Consider the following 16,583-nt stretch of genomic DNA (forward strand, 5'->3'; position numbering starts at 1 on the left):
GGTAGCGCCATTTAAGATAAGCCATGAAATCACGGTAATCCCATGGCTCTACTTTTATGATGACGGGAAGCTTATCAACTTTGAACTTTTGATATTTGGGAGAATGGGAATCGTCGAAAGCCCACTGTTTTAGCGGTATATATCTGCATATGAAGTTTACCAGCCAGCAATTCTGCTGATAGAGTTGGTGGATGATTTCAAGTAAATAAAGTATAATGTTCACGAGCATTGTCTCCTGGTTTTTTGTGAGTTTGGTCGCTGACATTATACCAAAAAGGGAGGTCAATGCTCATTTTATTTTGAACTCCCGATAAATCAAGGCTTTAGAACAAAAAAGAGGTAGTAAATTTGACACTACCATTCTGTAATTGGAGGTGAAAACTATGGCGATTACACATTCTATGACAAAGACGGTGGATAGTATGACATCTACAAATAATTCTAAGACTACAAATAGAACCAAGATGCATGTAAGTGCAGGGGATAGGGCAGTTGAAATTGTTTGCTACATTGTATTTTCGATAGCTGCATTTTTATGTTTGTATCCCTTCTATTACATAATCATCAATACGATTAGCGCTAATGATATCAGTGCCAGAGGCGATATATTGTTTTTGCCTCAGCAGATACACTTCCATAATTATATTTCTGCATTCAGGATTGAAGGACTTCCGCAGGCATTTAAGATATCACTTTTAAGAACAATTCTTGGAACAGGATTAACTGTTTTTGCCTCTGCTTTTCTTGGATTTATGTTCACTCAGGAAAAGATGTGGAAAAGAAAATTCTGGTACAGAGTTGTTGTAGCAACCATGTATTTTAATGCCGGTATTATTCCCTGGTATCTGGTAATGAAATCAATGCATCTTACCAACAATTTCTGGGGATATATACTTCCTGCAATCGTATCACCTTTCAATCTGATTCTTACAAAGACCTTCGTTGAATCAGTTCCGAAGGAATTACAGGAAGCTGCAGAAATGGATGGTGCAGGAGTACTTACAGTATTTTTCAAAGTAATTATTCCGGTTATAAAGCCTATTATGGCGACAGTTGCAATTTTCTCTGCTGTAAGCCAGTGGAATGCTTTCCAGGATACACTGCTTCTGATGACAGATACAAAGCTTTATCCGCTACAGTTCGTGCTTTATCAGTATCTTAATCAGGCAAGTTCACTCGCTTCACTTGCACAAAGCACTTCAAGTACGGCTTCACTGGCAGCGGCAGCAGCAACAACGCAGACTACGACCAGTGTTCGTATGACAATTACAGTGATAGTAGTACTTCCTATTATGTTGGTTTATCCGATTTTCCAGAAATACTTTGTAAAGGGAATCATGATCGGAGCAGTAAAGGGCTGAGCAGAGCACTTAGCGAAGTATTTGTGAGCTTAGTGCGAGCCATGGGTGAACACTTGGCGAGGTACTTTCGAGCCTAGTGAGAATCCCAGAGAGGCTCGAACAAAATTACATATTCATTACCAGCAGAAACAACTAATCAAGTAAATTACCCTTTTGAGGGGTTAAAGAAGGAGGAATGAAAATGAAACTAAAGAAACTTTCATCTCTGGCACTTACAGCTATACTTTCTGTAAGCATGCTTGCCGGATGTGGTGGAAGCACAGGAGCTGACACTACTTCAGGCGGTGGGGACAGCAGCACAGAAACAAAGACAGAGGCAACAGATTCCGGAGAAAGCACAGAAGCTACTGATAGTGCTGAAGCTACGGAAGCACCTGCAGCTAACCATGATGAGACATACACAGTAGATTTTTATGACGTGGCTGCAAACTTCCAGGGTATCCAGCCTGGATGGTACGGAAAGATTGTTAAGGACAAGTTCAATATGGACCTTAACATAATCGCACCTCAGGTATCAGGCGATGGTGCAGCTCTTTATCAGACAAGATGTGCAGCTGGCGCACTTGGAGATTTGATCATTCTTGATAATGCTGATGCAACGGAGTGTGTTGAATCAGGACTTATCCATGATCTTACAGATGCACTTTCCAAATATCCTAACCTTATGAAGTATGAAAAGCAGATCAAAGAGTTCAATTCACAGATTGGTGATGGCTCAAAGATTTATGCTATTCCGCTCGAAATGAACAACAATGGTCCTACAGATTATAAGCAGCTTCATGTTTACTCATATCCTCGTATGGGATGGGATATGTATAACGAAGTAGGAGCACCTGAACTTAAGAATACAGATGACCTTCTTGACTGCCTCAAGAAGATTCAGGATGCACATCCGACAAATGAAAATGGTGATCCCGCATATGCTATCAGCATGTGGAAAGACTGGGATTCACAGTACATGGAAAATGTAGCACAGATCGCAAAATGGTATGGACAGGAAGTTAACGGTTCAGTTCTTATTGGAACAGATAACAGCATAACTCCTATCATCGATAAGGACGGAGCATATTACAAGATGCTTAAGTTCTTCTACAAAGCAAACCAGATGGGTCTTGTTGATCCTGATTCTGCAACACAGGATTGGAATGCAATCGTTTCCAAGATGCAGGATAAGAGAGTATACCTCTATTGGTATAGCTGGCAGTATGGATTCTGGAACAGCCCTGCAAGAGGTGAAGAGGGAACAAACTATGTAGAGATTCCCGTAGCTGATACAAACCTTTACCAGGCTTCTGATACCTATTATGGAGATGGGCGTGTACTTTGCGTAGGTTCTCAGGTTTCAGATGAAAACTTTAACAGACTTATGGAGTTCCTTGACTGGTATGCATCACCTGAAGGTGTTCAGATTCAGCATGCCGGTACAGAAGGACTTACATACACAATTGAAGATGGTAAGTACACATTGACAGAAGATGGTCTCAACAGATTCTCAGCAGAAGTAATCGTACCCGATGAAATGGGTGGCGGTAACTGGAATGATGGTAACAACCAGATCAATCAGTGGATTGTAGCTTCTTGTGACGTAAATCCTGATACAGGTGAACCTTATGCTTCAGATATGTGGTCTACATCAATTGAAATGAACCAGACAAAGACAACTAAGGAATGGACAGAAAAGTTTGGTGCTGCTGATGATGTTGAATATCTTAAGAATAATGGCATGATGACAGTTGTTCCTTCAATCAATATTGCTCTTGCAATTGATACAACAGATATCAGCCTTATCCGTAAGCAGTGCGGTGACGTAATCAAAGATTCTTCCTGGAGAATGGTATTCGCAAAGGATGATGCTGATTTCGATGCACAGTGGGATGAAATGACAACTCAGCTTGAGGGTCTTGGATTTGCTGATCTTGTAACATTTGATACAGAAAAATATCAGCCTATGCTTGATGCAAGAAAGGCAGCTCAGTAATTTGAGTATAGTGAAATAGAATAGTGATGATTGCCCCCGGTTTCTCTAATGATGAGGACCGGGGGTAATTATTTACACGGAGTTTTTGTGAGGGATTCCACTAGTGCTGCTGTCATTAAATACCTCGACTTTTTACGAAGTATAAATTGTTCTTCTGCAAGGCGGAGGAATGAGTCGTACCGGGCGGTACGGCGATTGACGCCAACGCAGCAGAAGACAATTTAGACAAGTATAAAGTCGACTTATTTGATGACAGTAGCACTAACTTAGTGAGAGTAATGAAAGCTGACTTTGCAGGTTTTATCGAATCGATTTGCTGATTTTTAACTAATTAAGTATTATGTTGGACATATGTTGGACAACAAATGATACTATTAGTACGCAATGAATCAATTATCACGCATAAATACATCATAAAGTGATTTATGTAGAATAATGGACAGTTATATGGAACTGCTGTAGCGGTATTCATAATGACACTAATTAGGGGGAAGAAAATGAAAAACAAATTAGTATCGCTTATCCTGATAGGAACAATTTCTTTATCTTTAATTGCATGTGGTGGTAATTCCGATAGTTCATCTACTAATATGACTGATGTCGAAACTCAGACTGAGGCATCAGAGAGTGGACCGGTAGAAAGTGATGATCAGGAAATAGAAAAAGAAGCAGTGTCAACTGAAGAAAAAGCAGATGATGCTGAGGTTGTAGAAGAGGATTCAGAAACAAATAAAAACACAGGGCTGGCAAATCCATGGAGAGAATGTACTGAAGAAGAGGCTTATCAGTATGGCCCAAATGGCTTTAGTGCTCCTGAAGGAGCAACAAATGTTAAATGGAGCATTATGGAAGCAGAGAGTGAGACAGCACTTCCCGGAACAATGGTACAGATGTCATTTGAGATGGATGGTACCAAATTAGTAGCAAGAGAACAACCGGTTTCCGGAGAAGAGATTGTAGATATTTCCGGAATGAATTATGAATGGACTGTCACCGATGAGGGAACGTTACAGAACTGGGCAGATGGTAATATGCCTTGCAGAACCAGCAGATATATCGGTGATGACGGATATGTTGATTTATGCCTTTGGTTTGATATTGAGACGGGCTATGCATATTCACTTTCCGCTGAAGATAAGGATCTTGATGGATTTGATATAGAAGGAGTTGCTGCTCAGATTTATGATCCGGCAAAGCAGATAGGTGCCAATATGCCTGATGATGAGGCAGAATCAGAAGAAATAGTTGCTCCCCAAATAGATATATCAGGGTGTGATACTTTTACACAGATAGTTGATAAAAAGCTTGAGAACGGCATGGGGTATGCAAATGCTACAGTACAAGGCACATCTTTACTTCTTGTAAGCAGCGGAACCTTTGACAATATGGATGGAAAGATGGCAGCAATTGATGCTACAGGGTTTGAGTATAAAGGTGATGCCATTTTAGAGGTTGGCAGTATAAGCAGCGGTGGAACAGCATACCCGATAACTTTAAATGATGGATATTTATACTGCGGAGGCAATCACTTTGTAAGTAAATATACTGTTGCAGATGATAAATTGACAGTAATGGAATCAATACATGTTGTTTATGACGAATCCGGAAACGAAACCTATTACTATGAGAATAATGATGGCGAGGATCATAGTAATCTTGATTCAGCAGAATATGAGAAAATATTTGAAAGACTAATAGAAGAAATGACCAGTGGTGAGGTTATAGATTTCGCGACTGTTGTAAAAGAGTGATTTTGTGGGATTATTTTTACTTTAACCATCAGGAATTTGTTTATGTTAAGCGTAGCAGGATAATAACTGCTACGCTTTTATGATGAACAAGACCGGCAAGAGAATGCCAGACAAATGGTGCAGCAGATGCATCAAACGAAGCTATACACACATATACACACACCAAAATAATAGATTTTGGACAAATAAAAAAAACCGGAAAGTCCATGAATACTAGACTTTCCGGTTTTTAAATCAGCGAGCGATAGACGGGGCTCGAACCCGCGGTCTCCACCTTGGCAAGGTGGCGCTTTACCAACTAAGCTACTATCGCGTATATGTGAAGCCGTCTTCGTGACGACAAAACACATATTACCCTTTTTAAATTGTCTTGTCAATAACTTTTTAAAAAAATTTTGTTATAATGAAAACTAAAGTGAAAATGAATAAATTTATGCGTTAACAAATAGTATATCCCACATATTATGAGGTAGAGACAATGTTCTGATCTTATTCTTTAGACAGTCTATGGATCAGGTATATTCTTTATAGACTACAAATCATCTAATTTAAGATAGTAGATATATAACAAAAACCTCAGACATCATCTGAGGTTTTTACAATAAAAGAGCGATTTACGCGGATTTGTCATGATAAAGCATATTTGATTTTGTGATATTAAGCTCTTGTTGTGAGATGCTAAAGCCGGTAAATCAGGCTTGCTTTTTTGCTGAGGCATCAGATACTCTATCATAGATTGCCATTGATAATATTGATGTTACAACTCCGGTGTATAGTGAATCCAATTCATGACCGGTTTTGTTACAGATAATATTAACTACAATCAGCGCTATAAGAATTCCTATCGTTATAACAGCTCCCTTAACAATATTGTTCATAGAATATTTTCCTCCCTTTCCGATAGTTTATTACTAATATGATTCTACAAAAGAAAGAAAAATATACGCATTTATGTACTAAAATGCATCCATAGAATCTTTTTCGTCAGAATAACAAGAGGTATTATACGTTTAAGATTCATGAACGTAAATCTTGGATTATGCCGTTATTTGCCATTAAACCTGTCTTTTAATCCCCTGATTTTTCGAAATGATAAAAGACATTCATCGTCTGTAACCATTCGGATAATATTATTACCTGTGTCTATTTCTTTTATATTATCTGTGTTGACTAAATAGGACTTGTGACATCTAAAGAATCTGTTGTCCAGGGCATTTTCAATATCTTTTATTTTTCCTGAAAATTCCAGTTGCCTCGTTTTACAGTGCAGTAGTATTTTATGAGCATTAGTAGATGTTTCAAAAAACAATATCTCGTCATAGCCAATAGTGTATACCTTATCGCCAACTGTTATAGTATAAATATTCCCGGTTTTGTTATTCTTGGATGAAAACCTCTCATTAGCTTTAAGAATGCATTCAGATATCCTTCTTCCAAGTGCTTCCGGATCGTCTTTAATAATAAAATCCAATGCTTCGAGCTTATACATAAATGTCATGTAACTCATTTCTGAATGGGTTGTGACAAAAACTATAAAACCTCTGGGATCGTATTTTCTGAGCTCCCTGGCAAGTTCCAGACCGGTCATGTCAGTCTTTAAGTCTATATCAAGAAAGTAAAGACCAACGCTATGATCTGCTTTTATCTGATCAATAAGAATATAGGGATTCTCTGTTGCAAGGGAAAACTCCATATCCAGATTCTCCATCAGAATTACATTTTCAATTATTTTTTGTAAGTGAAGTTTTTGCTCAGAATTGTCTTCACATAAATAAACCTTCATCATTCTGAAAACCTCTCAAAATTGAATGGATATAGATTATAATAGTATCTAAATACCCGGTTTTACAAGGAGTAGCTATGTTGGAAGCGGCTTTAATTAATTCTTTTAGCCTTGCAATACTTTTTACTATAGGCTTATTTACATTTTATAATCGCTTGTTGAGGATAAAAGATTATATATTATTCTTTGGTTTATTATTTTCTATAACGTTTATTAGAGCTTTCTTTGATATTCGGCCTGTAATAATTATCTTCATTGTAGCTCCTTCAATCTTTTTAAGATGGATTACCGGCAGGAAAGAGTCTTCAACTTTATTTTTTATTCTATATATCATCATTGGACTTTCGGTTTTATTGTCGTCTGCTATCGTTGACCCATATGCAAGGCATATATCCGATTCTTCAACTCTTGAACTTACAAGTGCTATAAAACTCATTGTAACTGCAGCAATATTATATGTGCCTATAATCCTGGTTCTTAAGCATTTATACCAAAAATATCTTGTGGTAATTTTTGACCAAATAAATGAGAAGCTATTTCTTTTCATCACACTTTTATTGGCGTTTTGTGCTTTTTTCATATATGGAGTTATGACTTTAGCTGCGGGGATAGATGAAGATCGCTATTATCCGCTTGTGGGTCTGATCGCGCTATATATGGTTCTGACAATTGTTTCTGTCACAATAATTCTTGTCTCAACTAAGAAAAATTTCGAACAGCTGCAAAAAATCAAGGATTTTAATACGCTTAAAGAATACACTGACACTCTGGAGGCAACCTATAATAACCTGCGTTCATTCAAGCACGACTATGTAAATATTTTATCTACGTTAGCAGTTTTTATAGATGAAAAAAGATATGACGAACTTGATACTTTTTTCCATCAGAATATAATGCCGCTTTCCAGGGATTTAACGCAAAACAATGCATCACTTGCCAATCTTTCCCGGATAAAAAATCTGGAACTTAAGAGTATTTTTTATTCCAAGCTGCTTTTGGCTACCAGCAAAAACATAGAAATAACCGTTGATATCCCGGACGAAATTGAAAAGCCCAATATAGATGCGATGGATTTATCGAGAATACTTGGAATATACCTTGATAATGCAATTGAAGCAGCTTTAGAAACTGACCACCCTGCTTTGAATGTGCATTCCTGCTCAATAGACAATGGTATCCTTTTTATGATATCTAATTCGTTTATTGATCATGGAATATCTGTTTCTCAGATGTATAAAAAGGGCATTTCTTCAAAAGGCGAAGATCGTGGGCTTGGTCTGTACAACGTAGCCACAATTCTTGCTAAATACGATAATACTTTTACCGAGACCTCTATGGAGAATGGTTTGTTTATTCAAAAGTTACAGATTTTTTCAAAATAAATCAATAGCATAATGCTGCTTGATTACGCTGTTTTCCATAACCTTTCCCTCGCTCAGATGGTCTTATCCCATTTACGTTCCTCAACACGAAGCAGAATTTATTCCATCCTTTTTAATTCTTTTTTTACAAAACAAATAAACGAAAAATGATAAAATAAATGTGAGATAAAAGGGGGTGCGTTTATGAGTTTAATAAGAGTGAAAAATACTTTTAGGAGATATAACAGATTATTAGCACTTGCTTTGACTGTAATCATGCTGGCGGCAACGACCGGCTGTGGGCAGCATGCACAAAAGGAGAGTAATACCAATAATGGCGGAGCTGTGGTACATGCACAGGCTGATGTGTCCACAACGGGCAAAAGAATATATTTTGCAGCGCCGCTTTTTAGTGAAGCAGAGCGAGAGTATAACCTCAAAATAGCAACAATCCTTGAAAATCACGGTTATGATGTGTTCCTTCCGCAACGGGATGGCTTTCTTGCTTCTGAACTTGAGGGAAAGACAGAAGCAGAGAAGATAGAGAAAATTTTTGCTAAGGACAGAGAGGAAATTCTGAAGTCAGATATACTATTTTTTGTGATGGATGGCAGAGTACCTGACGAAGGTGCGTGTGTTGAACTGGGCATAGGTTATGCCAGTGGGAAAAGATGCTACGGCTTTAAGTCCGATGCAAGAAGCCTTGAACTTGACATGGATTTAAATCCAATGATCGCCGGGTGCTTCACAAAAACATTCTACAATCTGGATGGCGAAGAACTCATAAAATCTTTAGAGGAGTATTTGAAGGATAATGAGCTTTAATTTGCACGCACTCTTTTCAGGCCATTCAGTATCAGTGTAATCCTTATAATAATTAAAAATGGACACCATATATTGTCAATTGAAAAGACGGCATATAATCACAATTGTGATTGTATGCCGCCTAAACTTATTCTGCGTTTATTATCTCTTCAGCAATTTCATATAATTCATCAGAAGGAATCGCACCTTCAGTATAAACAATATCATAATATACCCCATCTAAGGTCCATGTTAGATTTGTAACAGTTGTCTCTGATACTTTCTGGCTCCCCACTGATATTTGGAGGCTGCCTTCATCCATACGTTTTTTATCTTCATCAGTAAGTTCATAATCGCTGGGAACCCACTTATATTGTGTCAGTTTATAGTACACATCAACGCCATCAATATTTCTGCATTCAATATAATCCATCTTACCGTCGGATGCATAGATGCTACTTTCCATATACAGACCTATAGGCTTTGAAAGTCCTTCCTTTTCATAAGAAATGCTTATCCCTTTGTATTTGGTAGCTTCATTATTGTCATCATAGCTTGTTATGTTATTTATGGACATTGACCTGAATGTATATCCGCTTTCATAGGCATCCAATGCTTTTACATCTATTCCGGCTTCTTCTTCAAGCTTTGCCAGATCTGAAAAATTTCTATATTGATCACGTATAGAATGACTAACAATTCCACCAGCCATTTTATAGGCAAATCCTAAGATTCCAAAAACTGCAACGCATGCAGCAGCTATTATCGCTGTTTTCTTTACTCCCATTCTTTTTTTCATCGTGCCTTCCTTTCTAATCGGACTAATTTTCGTTAAGTCTGATATCATCTTTTCCTTTTTATAATCAGAAAGTTTAATAAGGCGCATGGATTCAATATATTCTTTGTTTCTGTATTCGCTCATTTCGGTTTCTCCTTGTCTGCCTATCCGTTTATACTACTCGACATTTCAAAATCATTCATGATGGAGAGTTTGAGTTTCTTTCTTCCTCTTGATAGGTACATATTTATAGAAGATTCTTTTTTTCCAAGCAGGTCTGCTATTTCCTTTGCCGAATATCCCTCATAGTAAAAAAGATAGATACTAATGCGATAGTTTCTGGGCAGTTTCATGACCTTTTCAGTTATACCAAGGTCTGGTGAAGTAGCAGCTTTTATGTCATCTGCTTCCTCCAACAATGTAGTCTTTTTGAAAAACGAACTCTTCAATTCATTTTTGCACATGTTAATAGTGGTTCTGATAACCCATGCTTTTTCATGTTGGGGGCTGGCAAAATGCGGACTCGATGTAATGTATTTAACTAAAACTGCCTGGCATATGTCCTCTGCATCTACAGTACTTTTAAGGTAGTTGGTGCCAATGCGCATGATCATATCTGTATAGCTCTCCACCAACCGTCTTGCTTCTTTCTCCTCCATGAATACACTCACTTTCTGATATCTTTTAGAAGGCCTTCTAAATATAATACAATTCAAGATGCCAAAACCTAACACACTATTTACAAAAAAGCCGGAAGTTTTGGTTAATTCCAATTATTACTGTTGTAGTTGTTCTTTATTTTTCTTCTCGTCCTTCTGCTGAATGTATGCTGCAAGACATGTAGATATTTTTAAAATGTCTCTTTCATGTTGTACTTCCTTATAAAAAAATGACCCGACGTGGTCCGCATCATAATGAGAGGCGTGTCGGGTTCTTTTTTGTTCACTTATTTATTCTGTTTATCAGTTCTTATAGATATAACCTTGTATAGTTGAGATGGATTCAGAATAATCTATAAAGTCAAGTGGCATGCAGGCCTTGCAGTAAGGCTCCTGCAATCAGTTACTTTCACTGGATTTTCTCTTTGCTTTATTCATGCAAATGTCGCCACAAATTAGCCCAAGTCCGCCAATCAGAAAAATTGATACTGACAGGACATCCCAAATGTCAAAGACAGGTATGTCTAGCATCTTGGACAAAACAATATTAATGAGTATTTCAAGAACGATAAAAATCAAAAACAGTGCTCCTCCAGCAAAGAGCTTACGATCTTGAAATCGTATGAACAGAACAAATCCGAGCCATACATAAGCTAAGGCTACAACTGCCATAACTGCACCAATGCTGAACACGGCCTTAGCATTCACAAGCAGACTCAGTATATATAGGAATGGTAATGTGACTATACTTAATGATACCAATGATTCTCGAATACCTTTTTTGCCGTGGTAAATCATAGGAATAGTTATTGCCCATGCATAAAAGATTGTTGCGACAGGAATCAGTGACCATGTCAGCTTTCTTGATATTGCATAGTTACAAATAACACAGACTACAATACCTACAAGCAACAACGTCGTGTATATTATTGATAACACTGTGCTAAGTTTATAGCGTCTTTCTTCATTACGCTTTAATTCCAATAGGTTTTCATTAGCTTTGTTCTCAAAATCTTTCATTTCAATCCTCTCTCCACTTAATAGTTCGTTTACCGTAATTCCCAAAATACCGCAAAGCTCAAGCATAATAGATGAATCCGGCATGCTTTTACCAGTCTCCCATTTGGAAATTGCTCTGTCGGTTATGTTTAACATTTCAGCAATCTGTGCCTGAGTTAAACCTTTCTCTTTTCTCAAACCGGCAATGAATTTTCCTGTCTTTATCTGATCCATTAAATATGCCTCCTTCATGCATAGCTTATTTCTATTTGTGGAATTTGAACACGAACCATTGGTTGAGTTATCGAAACAACCGTTGGTTGAGAGGATAATTTAGATTATACCCGACTAAAAAGGGGCTTACAATCATTTACTGATTGTAAGTCGCCTCGCGGATGTTTTATTGAATTTGCTTACATTTTTAGATTTTCTATCACTGAATCAAAGAAAAACTGCAAATTTTGAAAGATCGCTAGGATTTTTTGAATGAGTCGTAGCGGTGGCTACGGCGATTGAAGATGACGAAGCGTATTGAGAATTAGACAAGTAATTTATCAAATTGTCATTCAGACAAGACACTAGTACCATTCACACATATACACACACCAAAATCGTGAATTTTGGACAAATAAAAATTCCGAAAAGCCTATAAATACTAGACATTTCGGAATCTAAAGGTTAGAGCGATAGACGGGGCTCGAAGTAATAGCCCGTTTTGAAAACCGCATAGAAAGGAGGTTTTCGGCACTCTCCTCTTCAAAAAAGACCACTTCAAGACCACTTCTAATATTGAGAATTCTAAAAAAGACCACTTCCAAGACCACAGATTTTCACTTCTATGAAGTGGCTTGTAAAAGGCTGGAGTGATATTTTATAATACAGTTAGAAGTAACAACCGATATACGTATTGAGGAGGTGAGCGATATGACAGCTACAGCTGAAACACTCCGCAAACTGGATTCACTTAATGAACAAGACTTTAACATGATCGTAAGTCTGATTGATAGACTGAGCGTATCACAGGATACTAATAATGATCTTGAGACATTCAGACAGATTAGAAAGAGGACATCTCAAAATCCAATGACAGAGGACGAAGTCGAGGCAGAGGTTGCTGAAGCCAGGAAGGAGCTTTATGCAACAAATCGTAATTGATACTAATATACTTGTTAATGCCTTGAAATCCCAAAATGATGATGCCAAATCGGTTCTGCTTTTGGAAGATGTTTTCAGAGGAAAGTATGAAATTGGTTTGTCATCTGAGATAGTAAGGGAATACCGGGATGTTTTGCACAGACCGCATTTGAATATCAATCCTGAAGATGCAGATGCTGTAATAGCTCTTGTTGAGAAGCATGGCTATTATATTGAACCAAGGCCATCAACAAATGATTACGTGGAAATGCGCGATGAAAAGGATAGGGTATTCTTTGATGTGGCAAAATGCCTTAATGCTAAGCTTATCACTCGTAATTATAAAGATTATCCAGTACATGAACTTGTAACTCTGATTGATGAATTGTACTAATAATATTGGACAAGAGAATATGCAAACCGTAGAATTACAGCCCATTATGCCGGACTGAATCCTACGGTTTTTTTATTTATTAAAAAGGGTACTATCTTTTTTAGGGTCAACATCGTTATACATATTATAAGGATCTGATTGGAGGAGATGAAATGGATTCAGATTTGATTTTGATCCATAGAATTAGAGCTGGGGATGAAGCGGCTATTGAAGCGTTTGTAAGAAAGTATTACGCAAAAGTTCTCTCTTATTGTGAGTATCGGCTTCAGGATGTTCAGCAAGCAGAGGATTTGACACAGGAAACTTTTTATAGGTTTTTCAGGGCTTTCGAGACATATAACCATAGAGGAAAGCTTGTAAATTATCTTTATTCAATAGCAGGCAATCTTTGTAGAGACTATTGGAAGGTTGAACAAAAAATACAAAAGGTAGAACTGACAGAAACAATTAAGAATATGCCAGTTGAGTGTGATGTTACTGAAAAAATGGATATTGAAACAGCAGTGATGGAACTGCCAAAGGAAATAAGGGAAGTCATCTGGATGCATTTTTTCCTTGGAATGAAACTTGAAGAAATATCTGAGGCTGAAGGTATAAGCCTTCCATTAGTAAAATACCGCTTGAAACGAGGACGAACTTTGCTTAAAGGTATCCTTGGTAAGGAGGATCTATGAATTTAGATAAGATGTTATGTTCACATGATAATAATACAGTAATCCCCAGGGAAGAGGCTGTTTTATCTACTATAAAAACAGCAAAAGATGCATATTGGGATGAAGAATCCTCAAGATGTATATCATGGATGGAATTTATGTACCAACAGTTGTTCTATATTAGAAAAACATGGTGGTTAATACAATTTGGTGTGCTATTTGCTATATGGATTCTTCTTAAGGTTTCAGGAAGTGGTCCTTATTCAGAAAGATGCATGGGAATTCTTGCGCCTATATTTATAATTCTGGTGCTGCCGGAGCTTTGGAAAAATGTCAGTAACAGATCAATTGAAATAGAAGGAGCGTCTTATTATTCATTTCAAAAGATAATGGCAGCCAGGATGATAGTGTTCGGGTTAGTAGATCTTATGATGTTAACTATATTTGTAATTGTAAGCGTATCTTCTACCGAAGTGCCAATGACGGATCTTATAGTTCAGTTTCTATTGCCTATGCTGATTACATCTTGTATTTGCTTCAGGGCATTTTCTGGAAGGCTTTTGAGAGGAATTGTGCCGTCAATTACAGTAAGTCTTTTATGGATGACAATATGGCTATTTATTGTTTTGAGAGAAGATGTTTTTACTCGTGTATCTGGTTTTGCCTGGGGATTATTGTTGGTAATATCGGTTTCTTACCTATGTTACTGCATATACAGAATTATGAAAGATTCTGGGAGAATTCTGGCTTACAACTTTATGGGGGAAATGTGATATGGAACTTGTAATATCAAGTGTAGAAAAGGATTATAGCGGATTTAAAGCGGTAGACAATGTCAACCTTGAAATGAATAATGGAGTGTATGGTCTTCTGGGGGTAAATGGAGCAGGAAAGACTACACTTATGAGGATGATCTGCACACTTATACACCCAACAAAAGGTAAAATCTTCTGTGATGGAAAAGATATTTTTGAAATGGATGGAGAATACAGAAAGCTGCTGGGGTATCTTCCACAAGAATTTGGGTTTTATCCTGACTTTTCAGTATTTGACTATTTGAGGTATATTGCCTCAATCAAGGGGCTGTCATCTGCACTTGCAAGAAAGCGTATAAATGATGTTTTGCAGCAGGTTGGAATGGAAAAAAGCAAAAACAAAAAAATGAAAAAGCTTTCTGGTGGAATGAAGAGAAGAGTCGGCATTGCGCAAGCTATGCTAAATGATCCTAAGATTTTAGTGTTGGACGAACCTACAGCAGGACTTGATCCAAATGAGAGGATACGATTTAGAAACTTAATAAGTGAACTGTCACAGGACAGACTGGTTCTTCTTTCAACGCATATAGTTTCAGATATCGAAAGCGTGGCAAGCCAGATTTTTTTCATGAGGGATGGCAGAATTGAATTATCGGGAACGGCAGATGAATTGCTTGAGGCTACCCCAGCAAAGGCATGGGAATGTACGCTGTCAACAAATGAAGCTGATATAATACAAAATCGTTTTTGTGTTTCCAATCGCAGAGTAATACGTGGCGGAGTAGAATTACGCATAGTTTCGGAAGAAAGACCTTGCCCAGAGGCTTGTGAAGAAATAATGACTTTGGAAGATCTGTTCCTATATGAATTTGGAGAGAAAGCAGGTGACATAGATGGTTAGATTTGAGGTTAAGAAAATCTTTTCAAGAGCCGGAGGTAAGCTTGCTCTTCTGCTTCTTTTTATAATATTGGTAATAGTTAGTGTTTTTGCTGTTAGATATGTGGATTACACAGATGAAAATGGAAATAATACTTATGGGTTTCAAGCCGTAAGATTGCTAAGAGAACGAAAAAGTGAATGGAGCGGATATCTTACAGAAGATGTATTTGCTGCAGTCATAAAAGAAAATGCAGCCATTGAAGCTACTCCCGAAGCAAAGTCTAAGGATTTCCACGAAAATAATAAAGCGTATGCAAAGAAACAAGGTTTTTCTGATATACGTGATATTATTAACAGCTCCCTCAGTTCTTTTAGGGAATACAATTACTATTTGATTGACGGTGCAAACGTAGATGATTCTAAATATGTTTATCAGAGAAGAATTTCGACTCTTCAGGAGTGGCTTAATTCGGATGAAGCTAAAGACAGGTATTCTGCCAGTCAAAAAGAATTTTTTCTGGAAAAATATCAAGAGTTGGATACTCCTTTATACTACGAAGATGCTGATGGATGGAAAGCTTTGCTGGAATATTCGCAGACAATTATAATGTTGACCATGTTAATCTTAAGCTTTCTTGTGTGTGGCATTTTTTCGGGAGAATATCAACTAAAGGCTGATGCAGTATTCTTTTCCACTGCTGAGGGCAGAAGAAAAGGAATCAGAGCCAAAATACTGGCAGGACTTGTAATGATAACCATAGTATATTGGGGAATGGTAATTATATACTCGTTAGTAGTATTAGGCATTTTAGGTACAAGTGGTTGGAATTGTCCTATACAAACTAGCCTATATGGCTGGAAGAGCCTTTATAACATTACCTTTTTTGAGGACTATTTATTTACAATCATAGGTGGATATATTGGTAATCTGGCTATTCTGTTTGCAGAAATGTTGTTGTCAGTAATCACCAGATCTGCTGTTATTTCAATCACGTTTCCATTTGTAATATTGTTTCTGCCATCATTTGTCGGGGGTATTGATCGTCTTTCAGAATTTCTAGGGCTTTTTCCGGATCAATTATTGCAGATAGGAGTGGCAGTCAGATTATTTAATACATATGAAATTGGAAGTAAGGTTTTTGGCGCATTGCCAATCTTGTTTATCTCATATCCTATAATTGTATGTCTTATGATACCTATTATTTATCAGATATATCGTAAATCAGAAATAAGATAAGTTATACACAAAAACGTCATCATATCTAATTTAGAGAGATATGATGGCGTTCATTT

At 37.3% G+C, this 16,583-nt stretch carries 17 protein-coding genes, 1 tRNA gene and 1 pseudogene; 11 read left to right on the forward strand and 8 right to left on the reverse strand.

Translation table 11 applies throughout. The annotated features are described in order from the left end of the window. Nucleotides 1-223: pseudogene (locus G622_RS26320) on the reverse strand (transposase); the annotation flags it as partial. 199 nt (nt 224-422) lie between these two features. Here G622_RS26320 and G622_RS0111890 point away from each other — a divergent pair. The 3 genes from G622_RS0111890 (at nt 423) to G622_RS0111900 (ending at nt 5,090) form a co-directional block, all read left to right on the forward strand. After that, a complete protein-coding gene (locus tag G622_RS0111890) occupies nt 423-1,361 on the forward strand; it encodes a carbohydrate ABC transporter permease (RefSeq protein WP_081675305.1) in 939 nt (312 codons plus the stop codon). A 181-nt stretch (nt 1,362-1,542) separates the two neighbouring features. Next, the gene (locus G622_RS0111895; RefSeq protein WP_026510907.1) at nt 1,543-3,339 is read left to right on the forward strand and encodes a sugar ABC transporter substrate-binding protein; all 1,797 of its coding nucleotides are present in this window, start codon (nt 1,543-1,545) and stop codon (nt 3,337-3,339) included. A gap of 497 nt (nt 3,340-3,836) precedes the next feature. Next, nucleotides 3,837-5,090 (forward strand): hypothetical protein, encoded by a 1,254-nt coding sequence (locus G622_RS0111900; RefSeq protein ID WP_026510908.1) that lies wholly within the window; start codon nt 3,837-3,839, stop codon nt 5,088-5,090. Nucleotides 5,091-5,330: 240 nt separating this feature from the next. Here G622_RS0111900 and G622_RS0111905 read toward each other — a convergent pair. The 4 genes from G622_RS0111905 to G622_RS26175 form a co-directional block, all read right to left on the reverse strand. Next, nucleotides 5,331-5,403, reverse strand: a tRNA-Gly gene (locus G622_RS0111905). A gap of 379 nt (nt 5,404-5,782) precedes the next feature. Further along, nucleotides 5,783-5,968 (reverse strand): hypothetical protein, encoded by a 186-nt coding sequence (locus G622_RS0111910; protein WP_026510909.1) that lies wholly within the window; start codon nt 5,966-5,968, stop codon nt 5,783-5,785. A 167-nt stretch (nt 5,969-6,135) separates the two neighbouring features. Continuing rightward, nucleotides 6,136-6,876, reverse strand: coding sequence for a LytR/AlgR family response regulator transcription factor (locus tag G622_RS0111915; protein WP_026510910.1), 741 nt, complete (start codon nt 6,874-6,876; stop codon nt 6,136-6,138). A 169-nt stretch (nt 6,877-7,045) separates the two neighbouring features. Further along, on the reverse strand, nt 7,046-7,453 hold the full coding sequence (locus G622_RS26175; RefSeq protein ID WP_196814213.1) for a hypothetical protein: 408 nt from the start codon (nt 7,451-7,453) through the stop codon (nt 7,046-7,048). A gap of 10 nt (nt 7,454-7,463) precedes the next feature. On the opposite strand from G622_RS26175, the gene G622_RS26180 reads away from it, so the two are divergent. Together G622_RS26180 and G622_RS24660 are read left to right on the forward strand one after the other, a co-directional pair. Beyond that, the gene (locus G622_RS26180; protein WP_049945824.1) at nt 7,464-8,255 is read left to right on the forward strand and encodes a sensor histidine kinase; all 792 of its coding nucleotides are present in this window, start codon (nt 7,464-7,466) and stop codon (nt 8,253-8,255) included. A gap of 183 nt (nt 8,256-8,438) precedes the next feature. Continuing rightward, a complete protein-coding gene (locus tag G622_RS24660) occupies nt 8,439-9,059 on the forward strand; it encodes a nucleoside 2-deoxyribosyltransferase (RefSeq protein WP_049945825.1) in 621 nt (206 codons plus the stop codon). A 127-nt stretch (nt 9,060-9,186) separates the two neighbouring features. Here the strand turns inward: G622_RS24660 and G622_RS0111930 are convergent, their stop codons facing one another. The 3 genes from G622_RS0111930 to G622_RS0111940 form a co-directional block, all read right to left on the reverse strand. Continuing rightward, entirely contained in the window at nt 9,187-9,960 is a 774-nt protein-coding gene (locus G622_RS0111930) for a hypothetical protein (protein ID WP_026510912.1), read from the reverse strand. A gap of 20 nt (nt 9,961-9,980) precedes the next feature. Further along, a complete protein-coding gene (locus G622_RS0111935) occupies nt 9,981-10,475 on the reverse strand; it encodes an RNA polymerase sigma factor (protein WP_026510913.1) in 495 nt (164 codons plus the stop codon). A 399-nt stretch (nt 10,476-10,874) separates the two neighbouring features. Continuing rightward, nucleotides 10,875-11,708 (reverse strand): helix-turn-helix domain-containing protein, encoded by an 834-nt coding sequence (locus G622_RS0111940; protein WP_026510914.1) that lies wholly within the window; start codon nt 11,706-11,708, stop codon nt 10,875-10,877. Nucleotides 11,709-12,398: 690 nt separating this feature from the next. On the opposite strand from G622_RS0111940, the gene G622_RS0111945 reads away from it, so the two are divergent. From G622_RS0111945 to G622_RS0111970, 6 genes are all read left to right on the forward strand, one after another. Then, nucleotides 12,399-12,629: a hypothetical protein gene (locus G622_RS0111945; RefSeq protein WP_026510915.1), complete on the forward strand. Its 231-nt coding sequence runs from the start codon at nt 12,399-12,401 to the stop codon at nt 12,627-12,629. Beyond that, nucleotides 12,610-13,002 carry a putative toxin-antitoxin system toxin component, PIN family gene (locus tag G622_RS0111950; RefSeq protein ID WP_026510916.1) on the forward strand — a complete coding sequence of 131 codons (393 nt, stop codon included), beginning with the start codon at nt 12,610-12,612 and terminating at the stop codon, nt 13,000-13,002. The genes G622_RS0111945 and G622_RS0111950 overlap by 20 nt, the downstream gene beginning before the upstream one ends. A gap of 152 nt (nt 13,003-13,154) precedes the next feature. Continuing rightward, nucleotides 13,155-13,676, forward strand: coding sequence for an RNA polymerase sigma factor (locus G622_RS0111955; protein ID WP_026510917.1), 522 nt, complete (start codon nt 13,155-13,157; stop codon nt 13,674-13,676). Then, nucleotides 13,673-14,428 carry a hypothetical protein gene (locus tag G622_RS0111960; protein ID WP_026510918.1) on the forward strand — a complete coding sequence of 252 codons (756 nt, stop codon included), beginning with the start codon at nt 13,673-13,675 and terminating at the stop codon, nt 14,426-14,428. The genes G622_RS0111955 and G622_RS0111960 overlap by 4 nt, the downstream gene beginning before the upstream one ends. 1 nt (nt 14,429) lies before the next feature. Then, nucleotides 14,430-15,311, forward strand: a complete 882-nt coding sequence (locus tag G622_RS0111965; protein ID WP_026510919.1) for an ABC transporter ATP-binding protein — start codon at nt 14,430-14,432, stop codon at nt 15,309-15,311. Continuing rightward, entirely contained in the window at nt 15,304-16,527 is a 1,224-nt protein-coding gene (locus tag G622_RS0111970) for an ABC transporter permease (protein ID WP_026510920.1), read from the forward strand. Before G622_RS0111965 ends, G622_RS0111970 begins: the two co-directional genes overlap by 8 nt. The last annotated feature ends 56 nt before the right edge of the window (nt 16,528-16,583 follow it).

The sequence above is a fragment of the Butyrivibrio sp. LC3010 genome (assembly GCF_000424385.1).
GTDB lineage: Bacteria > Bacillota > Clostridia > Lachnospirales > Lachnospiraceae > Butyrivibrio.

Bases quoted from the DNA above. Each gene is read 5' to 3' on its own strand.
- G622_RS0111965 (WP_026510919.1), top strand. From the start codon at position 14,430: ATGGAACTTGTAATATCAAGTGTAGAAAAGGATTATAGCGGATTTAAA.
- G622_RS24660 (WP_049945825.1), top strand. From the start codon at position 8,439: ATGAGTTTAATAAGAGTGAAAAATACTTTTAGGAGATATAACAGATTA.
- G622_RS0111895 (WP_026510907.1), top strand. From the start codon at position 1,543: ATGAAACTAAAGAAACTTTCATCTCTGGCACTTACAGCTATACTTTCT.
- G622_RS0111915 (WP_026510910.1), bottom strand. From the start codon at position 6,876: ATGATGAAGGTTTATTTATGTGAAGACAATTCTGAGCAAAAACTTCAC.
- G622_RS0111955 (WP_026510917.1), top strand. From the start codon at position 13,155: ATGGATTCAGATTTGATTTTGATCCATAGAATTAGAGCTGGGGATGAA.
- G622_RS0111890 (WP_081675305.1), top strand. From the start codon at position 423: ATGACATCTACAAATAATTCTAAGACTACAAATAGAACCAAGATGCAT.
- G622_RS0111950 (WP_026510916.1), top strand. From the start codon at position 12,610: ATGCAACAAATCGTAATTGATACTAATATACTTGTTAATGCCTTGAAA.
- G622_RS26180 (WP_049945824.1), top strand. From the start codon at position 7,464: ATGACTTTAGCTGCGGGGATAGATGAAGATCGCTATTATCCGCTTGTG.
- G622_RS0111900 (WP_026510908.1), top strand. From the start codon at position 3,837: ATGAAAAACAAATTAGTATCGCTTATCCTGATAGGAACAATTTCTTTA.
- G622_RS0111945 (WP_026510915.1), top strand. From the start codon at position 12,399: ATGACAGCTACAGCTGAAACACTCCGCAAACTGGATTCACTTAATGAA.
- G622_RS0111960 (WP_026510918.1), top strand. From the start codon at position 13,673: ATGAATTTAGATAAGATGTTATGTTCACATGATAATAATACAGTAATC.
- G622_RS0111930 (WP_026510912.1), bottom strand. From the start codon at position 9,960: ATGAGCGAATACAGAAACAAAGAATATATTGAATCCATGCGCCTTATT.
- G622_RS0111940 (WP_026510914.1), bottom strand. From the start codon at position 11,708: ATGGATCAGATAAAGACAGGAAAATTCATTGCCGGTTTGAGAAAAGAG.
- G622_RS0111935 (WP_026510913.1), bottom strand. From the start codon at position 10,475: ATGGAGGAGAAAGAAGCAAGACGGTTGGTGGAGAGCTATACAGATATG.
- G622_RS26175 (WP_196814213.1), bottom strand. From the start codon at position 7,453: ATGAAAAAAGCACAAAACGCCAATAAAAGTGTGATGAAAAGAAATAGC.
- G622_RS0111970 (WP_026510920.1), top strand. From the start codon at position 15,304: ATGGTTAGATTTGAGGTTAAGAAAATCTTTTCAAGAGCCGGAGGTAAG.
- G622_RS0111910 (WP_026510909.1), bottom strand. From the start codon at position 5,968: ATGAACAATATTGTTAAGGGAGCTGTTATAACGATAGGAATTCTTATA.